Annotated in this window: 17 protein-coding genes and 1 tRNA gene; 5 read left to right on the forward strand and 13 right to left on the reverse strand. The window is 67.5% G+C overall.

What is annotated here, in order from left to right:
• Positions 1–8 precede the first annotated feature (8 nt).
• Complete coding sequence (locus tag K8P10_RS13975; protein WP_224779499.1) at positions 9–1,502, reverse strand: XRE family transcriptional regulator; 1,494 nt, start codon at positions 1,500–1,502, stop codon at positions 9–11.
• Between the two features lie 98 nt (positions 1,503–1,600).
• Here K8P10_RS13975 and aceA point away from each other — a divergent pair, with 98 nt between their 5' ends.
• Complete coding sequence (aceA, locus tag K8P10_RS13980) at positions 1,601–2,923, forward strand: isocitrate lyase (protein WP_224779500.1); 1,323 nt, start codon at positions 1,601–1,603, stop codon at positions 2,921–2,923.
• Positions 2,924–2,977: 54 nt separating this feature from the next.
• A complete protein-coding gene (aceB, locus tag K8P10_RS13985) occupies positions 2,978–4,657 on the forward strand; it encodes a malate synthase A (protein WP_224779501.1) in 1,680 nt (559 codons plus the stop codon).
• A 126-nt stretch (positions 4,658–4,783) separates the two neighbouring features.
• On the opposite strand, the gene K8P10_RS13990 is transcribed toward aceB, so the two are convergent.
• The 3 genes from K8P10_RS13990 to K8P10_RS14000 all read right to left on the reverse strand — a co-directional run bounded on the left by K8P10_RS13990 (position 4,784) and on the right by K8P10_RS14000 (position 7,571).
• Positions 4,784–6,160 carry an NAD-dependent succinate-semialdehyde dehydrogenase gene (locus K8P10_RS13990; protein ID WP_224779502.1) on the reverse strand — a complete coding sequence of 459 codons (1,377 nt, stop codon included), beginning with the start codon at positions 6,158–6,160 and terminating at the stop codon, positions 4,784–4,786.
• Between the two features lie 128 nt (positions 6,161–6,288).
• Positions 6,289–6,636, reverse strand: coding sequence for a hypothetical protein (locus K8P10_RS13995; RefSeq protein ID WP_224779503.1), 348 nt, complete (start codon positions 6,634–6,636; stop codon positions 6,289–6,291).
• Positions 6,637–6,674: 38 nt separating this feature from the next.
• A complete protein-coding gene (locus K8P10_RS14000; protein ID WP_224779504.1) occupies positions 6,675–7,571 on the reverse strand; it encodes a hypothetical protein in 897 nt (298 codons plus the stop codon).
• Positions 7,572–7,834: 263 nt separating this feature from the next.
• On the opposite strand from K8P10_RS14000, the gene K8P10_RS14005 reads away from it, so the two are divergent.
• Positions 7,835–10,126, forward strand: a complete 2,292-nt coding sequence (locus K8P10_RS14005) for a transglycosylase domain-containing protein (protein ID WP_224779505.1) — start codon at positions 7,835–7,837, stop codon at positions 10,124–10,126.
• Positions 10,127–10,162: 36 nt separating this feature from the next.
• Here the strand turns inward: K8P10_RS14005 and K8P10_RS14010 are convergent, their stop codons facing one another.
• Positions 10,163–10,810 carry a thioredoxin domain-containing protein gene (locus tag K8P10_RS14010; protein WP_224779506.1) on the reverse strand — a complete coding sequence of 216 codons (648 nt, stop codon included), beginning with the start codon at positions 10,808–10,810 and terminating at the stop codon, positions 10,163–10,165.
• Between K8P10_RS14010 and K8P10_RS14015 the strand changes: the two genes are divergently transcribed.
• Positions 10,803–11,024: a hypothetical protein gene (locus K8P10_RS14015; RefSeq protein WP_224779507.1), complete on the forward strand. Its 222-nt coding sequence runs from the start codon at positions 10,803–10,805 to the stop codon at positions 11,022–11,024. The genes K8P10_RS14010 and K8P10_RS14015 overlap by 8 nt on opposite strands.
• Here K8P10_RS14015 and K8P10_RS14020 read toward each other — a convergent pair.
• The gene (locus K8P10_RS14020) at positions 11,014–11,448 is read right to left on the reverse strand and encodes a hypothetical protein (protein WP_224779508.1); all 435 of its coding nucleotides are present in this window, start codon (positions 11,446–11,448) and stop codon (positions 11,014–11,016) included. The two genes, K8P10_RS14015 and K8P10_RS14020, sit on opposite strands and share 11 nt — an antisense overlap.
• Before the next feature lie 89 nt (positions 11,449–11,537).
• On the opposite strand from K8P10_RS14020, the gene K8P10_RS14025 reads away from it, so the two are divergent.
• Positions 11,538–11,927, forward strand: a complete 390-nt coding sequence (locus tag K8P10_RS14025; protein WP_224779509.1) for an MmcQ/YjbR family DNA-binding protein — start codon at positions 11,538–11,540, stop codon at positions 11,925–11,927.
• Here the strand turns inward: K8P10_RS14025 and K8P10_RS14030 are convergent.
• From K8P10_RS14030 to K8P10_RS14060, 7 genes are all read right to left on the reverse strand, one after another.
• Positions 11,909–12,811 (reverse strand): DUF817 domain-containing protein, encoded by a 903-nt coding sequence (locus K8P10_RS14030; RefSeq protein ID WP_224779510.1) that lies wholly within the window; start codon positions 12,809–12,811, stop codon positions 11,909–11,911. The genes K8P10_RS14025 and K8P10_RS14030 overlap by 19 nt on opposite strands.
• A gap of 81 nt (positions 12,812–12,892) precedes the next feature.
• A tRNA-Thr gene (locus K8P10_RS14035) sits at positions 12,893–12,968 on the reverse strand.
• Positions 12,969–13,145: 177 nt separating this feature from the next.
• Entirely contained in the window at positions 13,146–14,717 is a 1,572-nt protein-coding gene (locus tag K8P10_RS14040; protein WP_224779511.1) for an alpha/beta hydrolase, read from the reverse strand.
• On the reverse strand, positions 14,714–15,880 hold the full coding sequence (locus tag K8P10_RS14045) for a DNA polymerase III subunit delta' (RefSeq protein ID WP_224779512.1): 1,167 nt from the start codon (positions 15,878–15,880) through the stop codon (positions 14,714–14,716). Before K8P10_RS14045 ends, K8P10_RS14040 begins: the two co-directional genes overlap by 4 nt.
• Positions 15,881–15,951: 71 nt before the next feature.
• The gene (locus K8P10_RS14050; protein ID WP_224779513.1) at positions 15,952–16,674 is read right to left on the reverse strand and encodes a response regulator transcription factor; all 723 of its coding nucleotides are present in this window, start codon (positions 16,672–16,674) and stop codon (positions 15,952–15,954) included.
• Positions 16,671–18,152 (reverse strand): sensor histidine kinase, encoded by a 1,482-nt coding sequence (locus K8P10_RS14055; RefSeq protein ID WP_224779514.1) that lies wholly within the window; start codon positions 18,150–18,152, stop codon positions 16,671–16,673. Before K8P10_RS14055 ends, K8P10_RS14050 begins: the two co-directional genes overlap by 4 nt.
• Positions 18,153–18,301: 149 nt before the next feature.
• Positions 18,302–18,943, reverse strand: coding sequence for a YigZ family protein (locus K8P10_RS14060; RefSeq protein ID WP_224779515.1), 642 nt, complete (start codon positions 18,941–18,943; stop codon positions 18,302–18,304).
• Positions 18,944–19,016: the final 73 nt, after the last annotated feature.

The following is a 19,016-nucleotide window of genomic DNA, read 5'->3' on the forward strand; positions in this document are numbered from 1 at the left end:
GTACTCCCTCAGCCCTCGTGCTCTTCCAGGAACGCGTACACCTCGTGGGCGTCCACGCCAGGGAAGGTGCCGGTCGGCAGTGCCGCCAGCAGACTCGTCGGCGTCGCGGCTTCTGGCCAGGCATCCTGCTCCCACTTGCGGGTGAGATCGTCGGAGGCGCGACGGCAGCACGCCTCGTCGGGGCAGAAGGACTGAGCGCGATGCGGAGTGTCGCGGCCGCGGAACCATTTGACGCCGTCGAACCCGACGCCGACGCTCACCGAGTACATGCCCTCGCGCGCCTTCTCGACACGCGACGTGCACCAGTACGTGCCACCGTCCGCCATGTCGGTGTACTGATACCAGGGGTTGAACCGGTCCGGCTGGCCGAAGACGGTGCGGGCCGTCCAGTTGCGGCAGACGGTGGCCCCCTCGAGGTTGCCGAGGGCATCCGACGGGAAGCGCACCCCGTCGTTCTCGTACGCCTTGATCAGGGTTCCCGACTCGTGCGCCTTCATGAAGTGGACCTGGAGGTCGAGGCGCTCGGTGGCGAGGTTGGTGAAGCGGTGCGCGGCCATCTCGTAGGAGACGGCGAAGGCGTCCCGCAGATCCTCCATGGAGATCTGGCGCTGACGCTTCGCCTCGGCGAGCAGTGAGACCGCGGCCTCCTCGGGCAGCAGGACGGCGCCAGCCAGATAGTTCGATTCGATGCGCTGGCGCAGAAAGTCCTGGTAGTTCCGCGGCTCCTCATGGCCGCACACGATGCTCGCCATCGCCCTCAGGATCGGGGCTCTGGCATCGCGCGACGGCACCGCAGTGCCGAGGTAGATGCGGTGATTGCGCCGGTCGATCACCGACCGCGTCGAGTGCGGCAGGTCGGAGACGTAGTGCAGCGAGAAACCGAGCTGCTCGGCGATGCCGGAGACGATCCCTTGCGAGACGGGCCCGCCGGTGTAGCCGGCGCTCTGGAGGAGCTCCCCTGCGGCGCGTTCGAGCTCGACGTAGTAGTTGCCGCGCACGCGCATCTCGGCACGCAGCTCGGTGTTCGCACGCCTGGCCTCCTCGGGGGTCGCAGCGCGTTCCCGGTGCATCCGCTCGATCTCCTGATGCAGGCCGAGGATCGTGCGGAGCACCTCATCGCTCACTCCCTTGGAGACGCGGATCGGGGGCAGTCCCAGCGAGGTGAAGACCGACCCCCGCTGCGCCCGTTCGACCTCCACCTCGAGCGCAGAGCGTTCATCGAGCTCCTCATCACCGAGCAGGTGATCGACCGTGGTGCCGAGCGCTTTCGCGATACTGCGGAGCACCGGAAGCCGGGGCTCGCGCTTCCCGTTCTCGATTGCGGAGAGCTGCGAGGGCGCCCGATCAACGGCGCTCGCCATCTGCTCGAGCGTGAGGCCGCGCTCTGCCCTGAGGGCCCGGATCCGGCGCCCGAGCAGCAGGGCATCAGGCTCGGCGCTCGCCTCGGCACCCGATTCAGCGGGTGCGGCGGTGCGGGGCTGCGTGATCGTCTGCGATGACATGCCGCTCATTGTGACACAGGACCAGAGTTCCGTGAAACAGAATAATCCGGAAATTTCTCTCGGATATTCAGGATCATCGGCGCACACGGCACCCAAGAATGGAAAACAACCCGAAACACACGATCAAAGGAGAACCCGTGAACGACGCAGCAACGCAGCTCGAGTGGGAGTGGAACAACGACCCGCGCTGGGAGCAGACGACCCGCGACTACAGCGCGGACGAGGTGATCCGCCTCCGCGGCACGGTGCAGGAAGAGCACACCCTCGCCCGGCGCGGCGCCGAAAAGCTGTGGTCGCAGCTGACCGAGGAGGCCCCGTCTGGCGGTTACACCAACGCCCTCGGAGCGCTCACCGGCAATCAGGCCGTGCAGCAGGTGAAGGCTGGGCTCCGCGCCATCTACCTCTCCGGCTGGCAGGTCGCAGCCGATGCGAACCTCGCGGGCCAGACCTACCCCGACCAGTCGCTGTACCCGGCGAACTCGGTGCCGCAGGTTGTGCGGCGCATCAACAACGCGCTGCTCCGCGCCGACCAGATCGAGCACGCCGAAGGCGAGCAGAGTGTCGAGGATTGGCTGGTGCCGATCGTCGCCGATGCGGAAGCCGGATTCGGCGGCCCGCTCAACGCCTACGAACTCATGAAGTCGATGATCACGGCGGGAGCTGCCGGCGTGCACTGGGAGGACCAGCTCGCGAGCGAGAAGAAGTGCGGTCACCTCGGTGGCAAGGTGCTGATCCCGACCCAGCAGCACGTGCGCACCCTCAACGCCGCTCGCCTCGCGGCCGACGTCGCCGGCGTTCCCTCAGTGGTCGTCGCCCGCACCGACGCCGAGGCAGCCACGCTCATCACTTCCGACGTCGATGAGCGCGACCAGGAGTTCATCACCGGCGAGCGCACCGCCGAGGGCTTCTACAAGGTGCGCAACGGCCTCGAGCCCTGCATCGCCCGGGCACGCGCGTACGCACCGTACTCCGACCTCATCTGGATGGAGACGGGCACGCCAGACCTGGACCTCGCCCGGCGCTTCGCCGAGGGCGTGAAGTCCGAGTTCCCCGACCAGATGCTCGCCTACAACTGCTCGCCCTCGTTCAATTGGCGTCGTCACCTCGACGACGACACCATCGCGAAGTTCCAGCGCGAGCTCGGCGCCATGGGGTTCACGTTCCAGTTCATCACCCTCGCCGGATTCCACGCGCTGAACTCGTCGATGTTCGATCTCGCGCACGGATACGCCCGCAGGGGAATGAGCGCCTACGTCGAACTCCAGGAGCGCGAGTTCGCCGATGAAGCCCGCGGCTACACCGCGACCAAGCACCAGCGCGAGGTGGGCACCGGTTACTTCGACGCCATCTCGACGGCACTGAACCCCGAGGCTTCGACCCTCGCGCTCGTCGGCTCCACCGAAGAGGGGCAGTTCCACTGACTCCTCGACGCCGACCCCGCACCCCGCACCGACCCCCACGTGAAAGGCCACGTCATGTCCCCCACCCAGATCACCACCGCGACCCGCCCCGCTGAAACGCACAGGCGGACCGAGACCCGCAACGCCGCAGCCGGATCCCGACTCGAGGTCATCGCCCGCCCGATCGACGGCGAGGATCGGATCCTCACCCCGGAAGCCATCGCGTTCGTCGAGCACCTCCACGACCGATTCGCCGGCGCCAGGCACGATCGGCTCGCCGACCGACAGCGCAAGCGGTACGAGATCGGCAACGGCCGGGACCCCCAGTTCCGCGAGGACACCCGCCACATCCGTGAGGACGCGGCCTGGCGCATCGCCTCCCCCGCTCCGGGCCTCGAGGATCGCCGCGTCGAGATCACCGGACCGGTGGACCCGAAGATGACCGTCAATGCGCTGAACTCGGGAGCTCAGGTCTGGCTCGCCGACTTCGAGGACGCCACCAGCCCCACCTGGCACAACATCATCGGCGGACAGCTCTCGCTGTTCGACGCGATCCGGGATCAGCTCGCCTTCACCACCTCGGAGGGCCGCGAATACCGGGTGACCGCCGACCGCACCCCCACCATCGTCATGCGGCCACGCGGGTGGCACCTCGTCGAGAAGCACCTCCGCTACACCGACCGGAGCGGCCGCTCCGGTGCCGCATCCGCCAGCCTCGTCGACTTCGGACTCTACGCGTTCCACAACGCCCGCGAGCTCGTCGCACGCGGCCGGGGCCCCTACTTCTACCTCCCGAAGATCGAATCGAGCGAGGAGGCGAAGCTCTGGGACGACATCTTCGTCGACACCGAAACGCTGCTCGGCCTCCCGCACGGCACCATTCGGGCGACGGTGCTCATCGAGACGCTCCCGGCCGCGTTCGAGATGGAGGAGATCCTCTACGTGCTCCGCGACCACAGCGCCGGACTGAACGCGGGTCGCTGGGACTACATCTTCTCGATCGTGAAGAACTACCGCGGACGCGGCGCGCGATTCGTGCTCCCCGACCGCAGCGAGGTCACCATGACCGTCCCCTTCATGCGTGCCTACACCGAGCTGCTCGTGCAGACCTGCCACCGGCGCGGCGCCCACGCCATCGGCGGCATGAGCGCGTTCATTCCGAACCGTCGCGACCCCGAGGTCACCCGTCGGGCCGAGGAGCAGGTGCGCGCCGACAAACAGCGCGAGGCCGGTGACGGATTCGACGGCACCTGGGTCGCCCACCCCGACCTCATCCCGATCGCACGCGCCGAGTTCGACGCCGTGCTCGGCGTCGAACCGCACCAGATCTCACGTCAGCGCGACGACGTCCACGTCACCGCAGAGCACCTGCTCGACGTGCGCATCGGACGCGACGTCACCGAGGCGGGAGTGCGCGACAACATCTCGATCGGGATTCGCTACCTCGAGTCCTGGTTGCGCGGCATCGGCGCCGCCGCCATCGACAACATGATGGAGGACGCCGCGACCGCCGAGATCAGCCGCTCGCAGATCTGGCAGTGGATCCAGCAGGGGCAGGTGACCGCCGACGGCACTCCGGTGACCCGCGAGTGGGTGTCCGGGCTCGTCGAGGAGTTCATCGACGGACTCGACCGCACCGCCGGCGATCGCTTCGACGACGCCGTCGCCGTCTTCCGTGAGGTCGCACTGGAGGACACCTTCGCGAACTTCCTCACCGTGCCCGCCTACAGCCGGTACCTCGTGGAGGCTGAATAGAGGCGGGGCATCGGCGAAGCATCCCCGCCGAGGTTCTCCGCGCTATTGAGGTTCTCCTCGATCGGAACACCAGGTTTCGACGAGGAGAACCTCAATAGCGAGCGGAACGTGACGCGCGAGCGCCAGCTACTCCGCGATGAAGTGCAGGCGGCGGTTCACGAACTCGCCCATTCCGAGCGGTCCCATCTCACGGCCGAATCCCGAGTACTTCACTCCGCCGAACGGCAGCTCTGCGGCCTCTGCGGCGATGGTGTTGACGTGCGTCATGCCGACCTCGAGCCGGTCCGAGAGCTTCTTCGCCCGAGCCGGATCGGTCGAGAAGACCGACCCGCCGAGACCGAAGTCGCAGTCGTTTGCCAGCTCGATCGCTTCCTCGTCGCTCGATACGCGATACACCGTCGCGACCGGGCCGAAGATCTCCTGCCGGTATGTCTCCGAGTCGGGGCGCACACCGGTCAGCACGGCCGGCGAGTAGTACGCGGCCGGCCCGTCCGAGAGCACACCGCCGACGTGGAGCTTCGCCCCCTCGGCCACCGCCTGCTGCACCTGGCTGTGCACCTTCTCGGCGGCCTCGCGCGTGGATAGCGGAGTGTACTGCCCCTCTGCCAGGTCGAGCGGGTCACCGGGTTCGAGCCCGGTCGCGAGCCTCTCGAGCTCCGCGACGAACTCGTCGTAGATGTCGTCCATCACGATGAGGCGCTTGTTGGAGTTGCAGACCTGCCCGCCGTTGCTGACGCGGAAGCCCCATGCCTCACGGGCGACCTCGGCCACGTCGTCGGCGTCGAGCACGATCATCGCGTCGATGCCACCGAGCTCGAGCACCGCCTTCTTCAGGTTCCGGCCCGCCTGCTCACCGATGATCGCGCCGGCGCGCTCCGATCCGGTCAGGGAGACTCCCTGCACCCGAGGGTCGGCGATGATCGTGGCGACCTGGTCGTGCGAGGCGAAGAGATTCTGGTAGCCGCCAGTCGGAACGCCCGCGTCGTGCATGATCTGCTCGATCGCCAGCGCCGAGCGGGCGCAGATCTCGGCGTGCTTCAGCAGGATGGTGTTGCCGAGCACCAGGTTCGGCGCCGCGAACCGCGCCACCTGGTAGTACGGGAAGTTCCACGGCATCACGCCGAGCAGTGCGCCGACCGGGCGCTGCTCGATGTACGCCTTCCCCGGGATGGTGCTCGGGATCTCGACATCCGTCGCCAGTCCGGGTCCATAGACGCCGTAGTAGTCGATGATCGACGCCGCGAACTCGACCTCGTCGATACTCTCGGCGAGCGGCTTGCCCATTTCGAGCGAGATGATCTCGGCCAGCTCCTGCTTCCGCTCCTCGAAGAGCTCAGCCACCCGCCGCACGATCGCGGCGCGCTCCTGAATGCCGCGTTCGCGCCACTCCGTGTAGGCGTCGTGCGCCTGCGCGAGGGCCTCCTCGATCTGCTGATCGGTGGCCGTTTCGAAGGTCTCGACGACCTCTCCGGTGGCGGGATTCTGAACCCGGTACTGCGACATCTCGAACCTCTCACTCCATTGGCAGACTCTGCGCATGCGCGGCCACAGTCTAGCGTGGCGGGACTTCCCCGAGCCCGAGCCCGAGCCCGAGCCTGAGCCTGAGCCCGAGGCTCCACCCGTGTCCGCTCTCAGGCTAGATCGCTCTCGTCGAGAAGATCACGATTCTCCCGCGCAGCGATGCGAGCTCGCCGAACTCTTCCTTGTCCGAGAGCGGGGGTGATGCCCATGAGTCCGGTGAACACGATCGCACCAACCCAGCCCACAGGGCTCGTGACTATTGCTGCCGCACCGAGAACCACCGAAGAGACGTACCACCACGAACGGTACAGCTGCAGCCCGGCTCGATCACCGCAGAAATCCGCATAGCGAACCGCGAGCGATGCGAGCTCGGGGCGGCGTACGCGCCGCCCCTCATACACCGCGAGCCGCACTTCTTCCTCTTCCTCGCCGCTCAGGGCGAGGAATTCTTCATCCATAGACGGGCGACGCTGATTGCGATTCATCTACACCTCGGCTAATTCAGGGAGGCGCATGTCGCCAGCCCGCCGGCGCAGCACGTCACGAGACAACCGGGGTAGATGACTCCCGTTACTCCGCAGAACGCCGCGCACGCCGGACAGAAGAACGCAACACAATCGGCCCATCTGTTCCACTTGAACAACGGAGCAACGTCGTCGGCGAAGAGTTCCTCGATGACAATAGGTCGGTCTCCAGACATGTCGATCAGTTCTGCGCGGGTCCGCGCGGGGTTTTCAGCGAGGTACCGAAGGATGCTGAATCGTTTCTCGTCTTCATTGCGAAACGAGAGCAGAGCAGTGGTGCGACCCTCCTTCTCAATGGCCGCATCCTGGTCTGGGACAGCGGCAAATCCGCGCTCGAAGAGTTCGCGAGTCAACTGGGTGACGCCAGGGTCACGACGAGCATCGTCGCAGACCAAGTTGGCCTCTGCGCCAAGGATCCATTCGGCATCGAACTCCGCTTCACGAGATCTCGCCGCACCCAGCGTCGCTCCAGCTACAGCACCGCCGAGGAGAATGCTCGGGATAATACGGAAGAGCATCCTGCGTTCGGGCGAAGACACTCCAATCGCCTTCCGAGATTCGCCGACGATCGAGAGAATGCGCCTCGAAGTGCGTAAACCAAACCGTCGGATGAGCTTCGTTGCAAGACCGAGCCGTGTCCATGATTCAGCACGGTCCCCCTCGATTCGCAGCAGAACTGGCGTCCAGTCACGAGTATCTCCCGTGACCTGTCTCCAGTGCACGATGTCCGGGTCCTTCAGGCCGCGAATCTCGAGCTCTTCACCGACTTCTGCTCGAAGTCGCCGTCCGAAGTCGCTGCAAGGTCCGCAGTCGTAGTCCAGTGCAAGAATCCAACGCACAGCAGGGGAAATCCTCAGGGAGGTAGACATCACTCATCGCCTTTCAATCAATATGAGTAACTAATCTTTCCCCCTCTTGGAACCAAGATATGCATGGAGACAAGCGGGCGTCAAGACTCTGTCGCTAGATCGGGCACACCTCGTCGACTCGTCACCCATCCCGGGGGATTGCGGTCGCTCCCAGGTCGGTCTGCTTAGCCTGGAAGGCGGAGAGCACACACGATCGAACAACGAGCGAACGCCGACCCGCCGCATCACGGGCTCGGACTCAAGACCTCGGAGGAACCATCCGAATGAGCGAACCACAGGAGCCGGGCGACGACGAGCCCCAGGCGGAACCCGAACGGGAGCCCGAGTCTGACGACGAGGCAGAGCCCGAGGCTGACGGCGCCGCAGAGCCCGAAATGGAGCCAGGCACGGACTCCGGCCTCGAACCGGCCGAGGAGGCTGAGGCGACGGGCGAACCCGAACGACCCGGCCGGCGCATCACAGGCGTGCTCGGCGCAGTCGCCATGAGCGCGGTCGCCGGCGTCCTCCTGACCGCCGCGGTCACCCCCGTGGTGGCGGTGAGCGGCGCTGCCGCGACGACCGCGATCAACGTGTTCGAGAATCTCCCTGATCACCTCGACCCCGGAACACTGGCTCAGCCCTCGACGCTCTACGCCGACAACGACGGCGAGCGCGAAGAGATCGCCACGTTCTACGCGCAGGATCGGGAGCCCGTGGAGTGGGAGGAGATCCCGCAGACGGTGAAGGACGCCGCTGTGGCCGAGGAGGATCCCCGATTCTACTCTCACAACGGCATCGACGTCCTCGCCGCGGGTCGCGCGGTCGTGCAGAACGTCGCCGGGCAGAACCTGTCAGGCGCCTCCACGATCACCATGCAGTACGTGCGGAATGTGCTGGTGCAGGAGGCGGAGTCGATCGCCGACCCGGACAAGCGAGAAGCCGTGTACGAGGACGCCATGCGTCAGGACATGGACCGGAAGCTGCAGGAGATGCGGTACGCCGTAAGTATCGAGAAGGAGTACTCGAAAGAGGACATCCTGCTCGGCTACCTGAACATCGCACTGTTCGGCAGTCAGATCTACGGCATCGAGTCCGCGGCGCAGTACTACTACGGCAAGAGTGCCCAGGATCTCTCGATCGCCGAGTCCGCGAGTCTCATCGCGATGGTGAACAACCCGTCGAACCTGCAGATCGACATCGAGGAGAACATCGAGGCGAATCAGCAGCGCCGCGACCAGATTCTCGATTCGATGCTCGAGCAGGATCGCATTTCGCAGGCCGAGCACGACGAGGCGATCGCAACGCCCGTCGAACCGAATATCTCACCCCGCCCCTCTGGCTGCTCCGCGGCCGAGGAGAAGGGCATGGGACATTTCTGCAACTACGTGCAGCAGTACATCTTGAACGATCCCGCATTCGGGGACACCCCGGAGGAGCGCTACTTCACATTCGTGCGCGGCGGATACGAGATCGAGACCACCATCGATCCCGACATGCAGCGCGCGGCCGTCGACGCGACTCGAGATGCGGTCCCGGCAGAGATGGACGGGATCGACATCGGCTCGGCGAGCTCCAGCGTCGAGGTCGGCACCGGCAAGGTGCGGGCCATGGCGCAGAATCGCCCGTTCAGCGAGGATGACGCGTTCGTCGAGGCCAACCCCGGATACACGAGCGTGAACTACAACACCGACTTCGAGTACGGGGGCTCCGGGGGCTTCCAGGTCGGTTCGACGTTCAAGCCGGTGACCCTCGCCGAGTGGCTGCGCACCGGGCACTCGGTGCAGGAGACGGTCGATGTGAACGGCCGCACCGTCGACGAGGGTTCGTTCCCGGGATCGTGCATGCCCGGAGGAGTATACGGTTCGGGCACGTTCGACTTCACGAACGACAACGAGGACGTCCGCGGCACTCAGACGGTACAGACCGCGATCGCGCAGTCGTTGAACGGCGGACTCGTCTCCATGCAGCAGCAGATGGATCTCTGCGGCACGTTCGACACCGCCGAGAAGCTCGGCATCCACCGCGCCTCCGACCAGACCAACGAGGATCTGCCGAGCTTCGGCACACGTGAGCTGAGCCGCGTTCCGTCGAACGTGTACGGCGGCATCGATGAGATCGCCCCCATCACCATGGCCTCTGCATACGGTGCATTCGCCGGCGACGGCACGGTGTGCACCCCGGTACCGATCGAGTCGATCACGGACCCGGAGGGCAACGATGTCGCCTTCTCGCAGGGCGAGTGCTCCGAGGGGATCGAACCCGAGGTCGCCGCCGGGGTCGCCGCGACCCTGGAGTACACCGTGAACCAGGGACTCGCCACGCACGCGCAGTCGGCAACCGGGGTGCCCCACCTCGCGAAGACCGGCACCACCGACGACCAGGGCGACAACTGGACCGTCGGCGCCAGCACCCAGGTGTCGACCGCCACGTGGGTCGGCAACGTCAGCGGCAACGTCTCGACGCAGAACTTCGCCGGTCTCCAGCAGGCCGATCAGTCGATCTGGCCGGCGATCATGAATGTCGCCGACGAGAAGTACGGGGGCGAGCCGTTCCCGGTCGTCGCACCGACGCCCTGACCCACGAGCGCGCAGCGGCCGGAAACGGCTCGCGGATCAGGGCGCCTCGCCGCCGCGCTCCTCGATCGCGCGATCGAGCGCGTCCGTGAGGTCGCTCTCGACGGCGAGTTCGAGCGCCTCGCCGTCGAGGAAGAACGTCGGGGTGCCCGCGATGCCGAGAGCTTGACCGGCGAGGCGATCCTGCTCGATCCTGGCCTCCGTCTCGGGATCGGCGACCGCCGCATCGTACGCCTCGAGATCGAGACCGATCTGCTCGGCGTAGCCGCGGAAGCGTTCGGCTTCAGACTCCTGCTGGCCGCCCCACTCCGTCTGCGTCTCGAACATCATCTGGTACATCGCCTCGAGTTCGCCCTGCTGGGCTGCGGCTTCGACGGCGATCGCCGCATTCATGGCGTTGGCGTGGCTCTCGATCGGGAAGTAGCGAATGACGTAGTTGATCTTCCCGTCGTAGCGCTCGCGGATCTGCTCCATCGCGGGGTAGATGCCGCCGCATGCCCCGCACTCGAAGTCGAGGAACTCGACGAGGGTGGGAGCATTCTCCCCCGCATCGTCGAGATAGTGCGAGTTCGCCTGGGCCGCATTGACACCAGCGCTCTCGGGGGCAGCGGCTTCCGGTCGGTTGAATACCGCGACGAGGATGATGATGCCGACCACCAAGAGCAGCGACGGGATGGCGATGAGCATCGTTTTCGTGGACGTGCTGAGGCCGCGCCATCCGGTCGGCCTCTGGGCGGGTGCTGAGCTGGTGTGGGGTGTCTGGGACATGGGGTTTCTCCGAGTGGTCGTGAACTGTGCAGGGGCACGAGCCAGGCGAACCGCGGTGCAGGTGACCCTGCGCCGAGGCCGCCTGGACTCGTCGAACGCCGCCGAAGGGCGGCCTGCCGAGCTCAGATCCTGAGGACTCCCAGCCGGAGGAGGAGCGGGGTGTGACCGGTCCCGCTGTCGGCGGCCCCGAGAGCCCGCAGATGTGCAGGCAGGGGTCGGAGCCGAGGGTCGCGCTGCGGCGCCGAGAGCAGCCGGTGACGGAGGACGACGACGACGATCATCGCGCAGAGCGCACCGATGACGCAGGCGATCATTGCGGCGGCGTCCGGTTCGGCGGCGAGGGTCTCGGCGGCGAACGTCCCGGGGTGCACGACGGAGGGAGCGATCTCACTGACCACCGAGACCGCAGGACCGTGTGCGACGTCACCGCCGCCTCGCTCACTGTGCACGACAGCGCTGATCGCCGCGACTACGAGCAGGGCGGCGAGCAGCCCGGTCAGCGCGCGAACCAGAAGAGCGGTGCGCGAGGGCCGACGGGAGCGGGACGCGCTGATCACTCTCGCAGTGTAGCCCGCGGGGCCTGGAGACGTTCTGACAACCGGCGGCGTACGATCGTGACCACACCCATGCTCGGAAGGGGACAACTGTGGACGGACGAGAGCTGCACGAGCGCACAGCCGCGAGGAGCGAAGAGCTCCCGGGCGCGGAACTCACCCATCCATTCGGCGACGAGTGGAACGTCTACAAGGTGCGCGGCAAAGTCTTCATGCTCCAATCCGAGCTCGACGGTGTGCCGATCGTGAATCTGAAGGCTGCGCCGGCCGACGGTCGGGCGCTCCGCGAATCCCACGCCGACATCATTCCGGGTTACCACATGAACAAGCGGCACTGGATCACCGTGCGCGCCGGCGGCGCGATCGATCCGGGACTACTCGACGACCTCGTCACCGAGTCGTACCTGCTCGTAGTCGCGAACCTGCCCAAGTACCTCCGTCCGGTGAATCCGGACACCTTCGGTCAGTTGCGCGACCCCTGATCGTCCACGGGGGCTCGCGGCGGGTACACCCACGTCACCATGACCACCGAGATGATCATGAGCAGGAACCACGCGATCAGCTTCTGCGGCGAGACCATCACCCAGCCGTCCTCCTGGCCGGGGTAGAGCCATGCCCCACCCCAGGTGCCGATGTTCTCGGCCAGCCAGATGAAGAGCGCGACACCGATGAAGACCAGGAGCAACGGCACGCGCAGCTCGGCCCTCCACACGCGGAAGTGCATGATGGTTCGTCCCCAGAGCAGAATCACGAGCGCGAGCAGCACCCACCGCAGATCGAAGATGAAGTGGTGGGCGTAGAAATTGGCGTAGATTCCGACAGCGACGATCGTCGTCGCCCAGATCGACGGATACCGGGTGAAGCGCAGCGAGTGGAGGCGGTACACGCGCACCATGTACGAGCCCACCGCCGCGTACATGAATCCGCTGAACAGGGGAACCGCAGCGATGCGCAGCACTCCGTCCCCGTCGTAGCTCCACGACCCGACATCGGTCTTGAAGAGTTCCATGGCGGTCCCGGTGAGGTGGAAGAGGACTACCACCCAGAGTTCACGGCCGCTCTCCAGTCGGAAAGCGAGCATGCCGACCTGGATCAGGATCGCCGCGATCGTCAGCGCATCGTTCCGTGCGAGCACCGCGTCGTCGGGGTACCAGAGTCGCGCTGCGACGATGACGACGAGCAGCAGGGCTCCGAAAATGCACGCCCACGCCTGCTTCAGCAGGAAGACGGCGCACTCGATGAGCACGGCACGCGGCCCGGAGTCCGGTTTCCCGGCGAGCACTCGGTGAGCGGCCCGATCAATGGCGCGTTCGAGCCTGGTGAGCTGGCGGTCCCCGCTCGCGTCGAACCCAGCGGCATCCGTCATGACTGCGAGCCTACTGGGCGAAGACGCGGCGCTGACGCGCGCACGCGAGTGCGCAGTCGCGCGGGGAGAGACGGAAAACAGTGGAGCCGCCTGCCGGAATCGAACCGGCGACCTATTCATTACGAGTGAATCGCTCTACCGACTGAGCTAAGGCGGCCTGCACGCAGACAGCGCTGCGCACAAGTGATTACTGTAGCACCTCGCGGGCTGCGAAGCACATCGGGCCGCGTGAGGCTCGCGGCCTCGCCGAGATCGCACTTTGTCGGGCTTGCCGGCCGCCGAAGTGGGACGAACTGCAGTCTCGGCGGGGAGTCGGCGGGCGGGGGTGGGGCGCCTATGCGCAGACCGGGTCCTGAGCCGGAACTGCACCCTCCAGCAGGTAGGCGTCGACGGTCCGGTCGACGCACGCGTTCTCGCCGTACGCCGTGTGCCCCTCACCCTGGTAAGTGACGAGCACCCCGCTCTCGAGCTGCGCGGCGAGCGCCTCGGCCCAACGGTAGGGCGTCGCCGGGTCCCCGGTCGTGCCGACGACGAGGATCGGCGCCGCACCCGCTGCGGTGACCGCCGAGCGCTGGCTCTCCCCCGCGGTGGGCCACCCGGCGCAACTGACGTCGCCGTATCCCTGGTAGGGCCCGATGGTCGGGGCGATGCGCTCGAGTTCTTCCGCCTGCTCGCGCATCCGGTCAGGATCGAGGTCGCTACCGTAGTCGGCGCAGTTGATGGCGAAGAAGGCTTCGGTCTGGTTGTCGGTGTACTCGCCGTCTTCGCGGTTGAAGTAGAAGTCGGCGAGGCTGAGTGCCACTTGCGGATCACCGGTGGCGACCGTCGCGAAGAGGTCGTCGAGCGCGGTCCACGAGTCCGGCGAGTAGAGCGGGGTGATGATGGCGGTCAGCAGGGTGTTCACGGTCACCGTGCGCCCGTCATCGCCGGTGAGCGGTTGCTCGTCGACGCGGTGGAGGAGGTCGCCGATCTGCGACATCGCCCCGTCGACGCTGCCCGAGAGCGGGCAGCCGTCCCGCTCGAGGCAGTCGGCGACGTAGGTGCGCAGCGCCTCCTCGAACCCCCTCGTCTGTTCACGGACCACGTCGAACTCGCTCGTCTCAGGGTCCATCGCCCCGTCGAGCACGAGGCGTCCGACTCGTTCGGGGTAGGCGTCGGCGTATCGGGCACCGATCAGCGTGCCGTAAGAGTACCCGATGTAGTCGAGGGTGTCCGCACCGACGATGGCGCGGAGCATGTCGAGATCTTGCACCGTCTCGTCGGTGCCCACGTGCGCGAGCAGCGGGCCCGTCTCAGCGGCGCAGGCATCGCCGAACTCGGTCGAGTTCTCGACGGCGGACGCGATCCACTCGTCGCTGCCCGGTTCCAGGTCTTCGGTCTCGTCCTCCCCGAACAGGTACGCGTCCATATCGGCGTCGTCGAGGCAGTCGACGGGTGTCGAGGCACCAACGCCCCGGGGATCCCACCCCACGATGTCGTACGCCGCCTGCACCTCCTGGGTCACGGACCCGTCGACTCCGCCGGCGACGAAACCCGCTCCTGACGCACCCGGGCCACCTGGGTTCACGAAGAGCGTGCCGATCGGGTCTCCTCCGGCCGCTGGCTGCTTCACGAGGCGCAGGGTGATGCGGTCCCCGGCGGGATCGGCCCAGTCCAGGGGTGCGTGCACATCGGCGCACTGCTTCCCGTCCGCGCAGTCCCACCACTCGGGCTCCTGGGCTCCGAAAGCTTCGACGGTGCCGGCCGGAACCGCCGGGAGGGGGCCGGGCTCCGGGTCGGTCGCATCACGGGAGCCGATGAACAGCGGGAGGATGCCATACACCGCCAACGCCGCGACCACGAGGATCGCGACCGTGACGATCACCGCGCGTGGTCCGCGCCTCCGCGGCGTCTCCTCGTCCGTCACTCGGCACCGGCGGGGTCGACGATGAGTCCGGCGAAAAGGGCCTCGAGCACGAGCCCCGGGGTGACGGCGCGGGAGAGTCGCAGACGCGCCTCCTCCAGCGCGTCGACGGCGGCGAGCGCGCGGCGCGGGCCCCAGCGCTCGGCGAGCTCGACGATGCGCTCCCGCTCCTCGGTGTTGATGAGGGCAGACCCCTCGGTCGTGTCTGCCACTGAGATCGCGGTGAGGAGTACGTCGCGGTACAGGGACAGCAGGTCGGTCAGCACGCGGTCGATCCCGTCGCGGAGACTGCGCGTCGCGCGCCGCTTCTGATCCTCCTCGAGCGCCTTGATCTGCCCGCGGAGCTGCGGCGGGATCGCCGCTCCGGGTTCGAGCCCCAGGTTGCGCATCGCCTCCTCGCGTTCGCGGGCGTCGAGCTGTTCCGTCAGTGCGGCAGCGTCGGCTTCGGCGACCTTCAGCAGTTCGCTCGCCGCCCGCATGGCGTCGCCGAGCGTGGTGACGGCCAGGGCCGCGGCGATGCTCCGTGATCGTCGCTCGAGCGCTTCGGGGCTCGTCGCGAGTCGCCGCGCCATGCCGATGTGGTTCTGCGAGAGGCGCGCTGCGCGTTCGGCGGCTGCGGTGTCGATGCCGTCGCGCACGTGGAGGAGGTGCGCGACGTCGGCGGTCGAGGGGGTGACGAGGCGCAGCGAGCGCGTGCGCGACCGGATGGTCGGCAGCAGATCGGCCTCGCTCGGCGCGCACAGGATCCAAATCGTTCGCTCCGGCGGCTCCTCGAGCACCTTCAACAGTACGTTCGAGGTGCGTTCGGGCATTCGATCCGCATCCTCGATCACGATGACCCTGTGCCGTCCCTCCGCGGGAGCGTAGTAGGCGTTCTTGATGAACTCGCGCACGTCATCGACGCGGATCGTCACCGCCTGCGTGGTGAGCAGCGCATAGTCGGGGTGGGTGCGCGCACGCACCTGATCGAAGATCTTGGCGCGCTCGTCGACCTCGCGCGCGATGAGCGCTGCGGCGAAGCGCTCGGCGATGTTGGATCGCCCCGACCCTGGCGGACCGGTGATGAGCCAGGCATGCGCGAGTTCGCCGGCACCCTCGGGCGATGCGGCGCGCTCGAGCGCTTCGACTGCCGCGGTCTGCCCGACGATCTCTGCCCAGTGATCCACCCCTTCAGGGTATCCGGTACGACTGACAGCGGGCACGGCGGGCGGTGGGACAGCGGGTCGCAGACCGCGGGTCAGAGACCGTGGGTGCGGGCGTAGATGACGGCGTGCACCCGGTCGCGGAGCGCGAGCTTCGAGAGGATGCGGCCGACGTGCGTCTTCACGGTCGACTCGGAGAGGAACAGCTCACCGCTGATCTCGGCATTGTTCTTGCCCTCTGCGATGAGCTTGAGCACCTCGATCTCGCGCTCGGTGAGCACCTCGGCCAACTCGGCGTCAGGTGCGCCGGAATCCGCCGCCGTGACGGCCCGTGGCCCGGTCGCCCCGCCGGCAACGCCACTCAGTTCGGCGGTTCCACCGCCCGTGCGCATCTGTTCGAGCATGCGTCGCGTGACGCTCGGCGCCATGACCGCGTCACCGTCGGACACCCGCTGGATCGCGTCGAGCAACTCGCTCGGCCGGGCGTCCTTCAGCAGGAAGCCGCTCGCACCCGCCTGGATCGCCGCCGTCGCGTACTCGTCGAGGTCGAACGTGGTGAGCACGAGCACACGCGTCTGCGGGAATCGCCGGGCCACCTCGGCGGAGGCGTCGATGCCGTTCATGCCGGGCATGCGCACATCCATGAGGATCACGTCGCACGCCCCCTGCAGGCGGGCGAGCTCCTCCAGTGCGGCCGCACCGTCGGTCGCCTCGCCGACCACGTCGATCCCGGGTTCCGCTGAGAGCACAAGCCGGAAACCCGTGCGGATCAGATCCTGATCGTCGACCAGCATCACTCGGATCGGCTCTGGGCTCATGAGGGTTCCTCCTGGGTCGGCACCGTCGGTTCCGGTGCGGTCGGTGCCGGCGACCCGGTGGGGGCCTCCGGCGATTCAGCCTCCACGGCATCCGGCCTGGGTCGCTCACGGGCATCCGCGCTCACGGGCAGCACCGCGCGGAGCTGCCACCCACCGCCCGGCACCGGCCCTGATTCGATGTGACCGCCGAAGACGCGCACGCGCTCCTCGAGGCCCCGGAGTCCACGCCCAGAGCCTACGCCTGAGAGCGGGCCGGGCCCTCCTGGCACGACTCCGAAGTCCCGCACCGTGACGTCGGTGCTGTCAGCAGATCGATCCACCGTGACGTCGACGCGCGCACCAGGACCGGCGTAGCGGAGCACGTTGGTGAGCCCCTCCTGCACGATGCGGTAGACGGCGAGGTCCTGGCCCCGGTCGCCCGCGGCGCTGCCGAGCACGGTGAGGCGCGGCTGGATACCGGCATCGGTGAAGCCGCGGATGAGTTCGGGCAATTCGTCCACACCCGGCTGCGGCACGTACTCGACTTCTGATGCGGCGGGTTCCGTGAGCGCCCCGAGCAGCCGTCGCATTTCGGCGAGCGCGGTGCGCCCCGTCTCGGCGCTGCGTTCCATCGCGTCGGCCGCGGCGTCCGGCGCTTTCCCGGCGACGCGCGCGGCACCCTCCGAGAGTGCGATCATCACGGAGACCGAGTGGGCGACGATGTCATGCATCTCCCTGGCGATCCGCGAGCGCTCCTCGGCGACCGCCAGCTGCGCCAGCTGATCGCGTTCACGCGCCAGTTGGTGGGCGCGGTCGATGATCGCGCTCAGGTAGCGGCGCCGGTTGCCGAGGTTGATCGCCACGAGCACGATCGCGAGGTACCAGAGCGCCGTCATGAAGATGCCGACCGCGATCACGATCGGGTCGCGGTCGGCGGCGGCCGCCTCCGCGGTCAGGATCCCTCCGGGGTTCGCCAGCGTAAACGGGCCCCACACCTCGTCGATCACGACCTGCAGGCTGTAACCGGCGACCGCGATCGCATACCCGACCCAGCCCGCGGGAACGCTGCGGTACACCGGGACGGCGTAGAGCATGAACCAGATGGCGACCGAGTTCGGGAGCGTCTGCGCCCCCTGCTCTCCGAACAGCATGACCGTGACCACGGCGAGGCCGATCAGCGGGAACCGCCGACGGAAGAGCAATGCCGTTGCCACGGCTGCCGCGCGGAAGAGCGCCACCAGGATCCACGGCCAGGTGAGGTACCCGGGGAGGTCGGGCAGGAAGATCCCGGCGAACGGCTCGGGATCCGCAGTCCCCGCGATCAGGTCGAGGAGCACCGCAAGCGCGCACCCGAAGAGGTACACGACGACGATCGTGATGTCGACGGCACGACCGTGGTTCGCCACCCACCGTCGCAGCAGGCCCGGCGGTCGCGGCAGACGCACCTCGTCGCCTCCGGTACCGGAGTACCTCGGCAGCGGCTCACTGCGATCGTTCACTGGCGTCTCTCATCTCACGCGGGCTCGGGCGATGCTGAGCGGCCCAGCCTGGTCAGTGAGGCCGCCCCCACCAGAATAGGCACCGGCCGTCGGCAGCGCGTCATGCCAGGGTGCCACGATGTCCGTGGCGTGCTCGGCACCGCGGGGCGTCACTCGTCGGGATGCACCACATCGACGTATCCGGCGAGTCCCGGCACGACGCTGGCGCTGCCGGCGCTCAGTTCTGCGGCGAGCGCCGTGAGCGCCTCGACCTGCGCCTCGGCGACGAGATAGATCTGGGCGACGTCTGCGCCGTACTCGGCGGTGCCGACGCCATAGCCTCGCCGACGTGCCTCCGCCTCGATACCGCCGGCAATGTCGTACCCGCTGGTAACCACAACCTCTCGCCGCACGGCTCGGTGAACCCGCTGCGCCGAGAGGACCGCCTCGGCAACGGCACCGCGATAGGCGCGCGTGAGGCCGCCCGCACCGAGCAGCACTCCACCGAAATAGCGGGTGACCACCGCGACGACGTCGCTGAGCCCCGCTGAGATGAGCGCATCGAGCATCGGCGCTCCTGCGGTGCCGCTCGGCTCGCCGTCGTCGTTCGATCGCTGCACCCGCCCGTCTGGACCCAGCACGAAGGCTGAGCAGTGGTGCCTGGCGCGCGGGTGCTCGGCCCTGACCGCCGCGATGACCTCCCTGGCTTCGTCTTCCGTCTCCACGCGGGCCAGCCGAGTGAGAAACCGGGATCGCGTCACCTCGATCTCCGTATCCACCGTCGCGGCGATGGTGTCGTATCCGGTAGCCACGCTCCAATTCTGCCCGATGCCATTCCGCCGTCGCGCTTCGGAGGCGGACGGAGGCGGACGAACGCGGGCGGGC

The organism is Leucobacter sp. Psy1, from assembly GCF_020096995.1.
Lineage (GTDB): Bacteria > Actinomycetota > Actinomycetes > Actinomycetales > Microbacteriaceae > Leucobacter.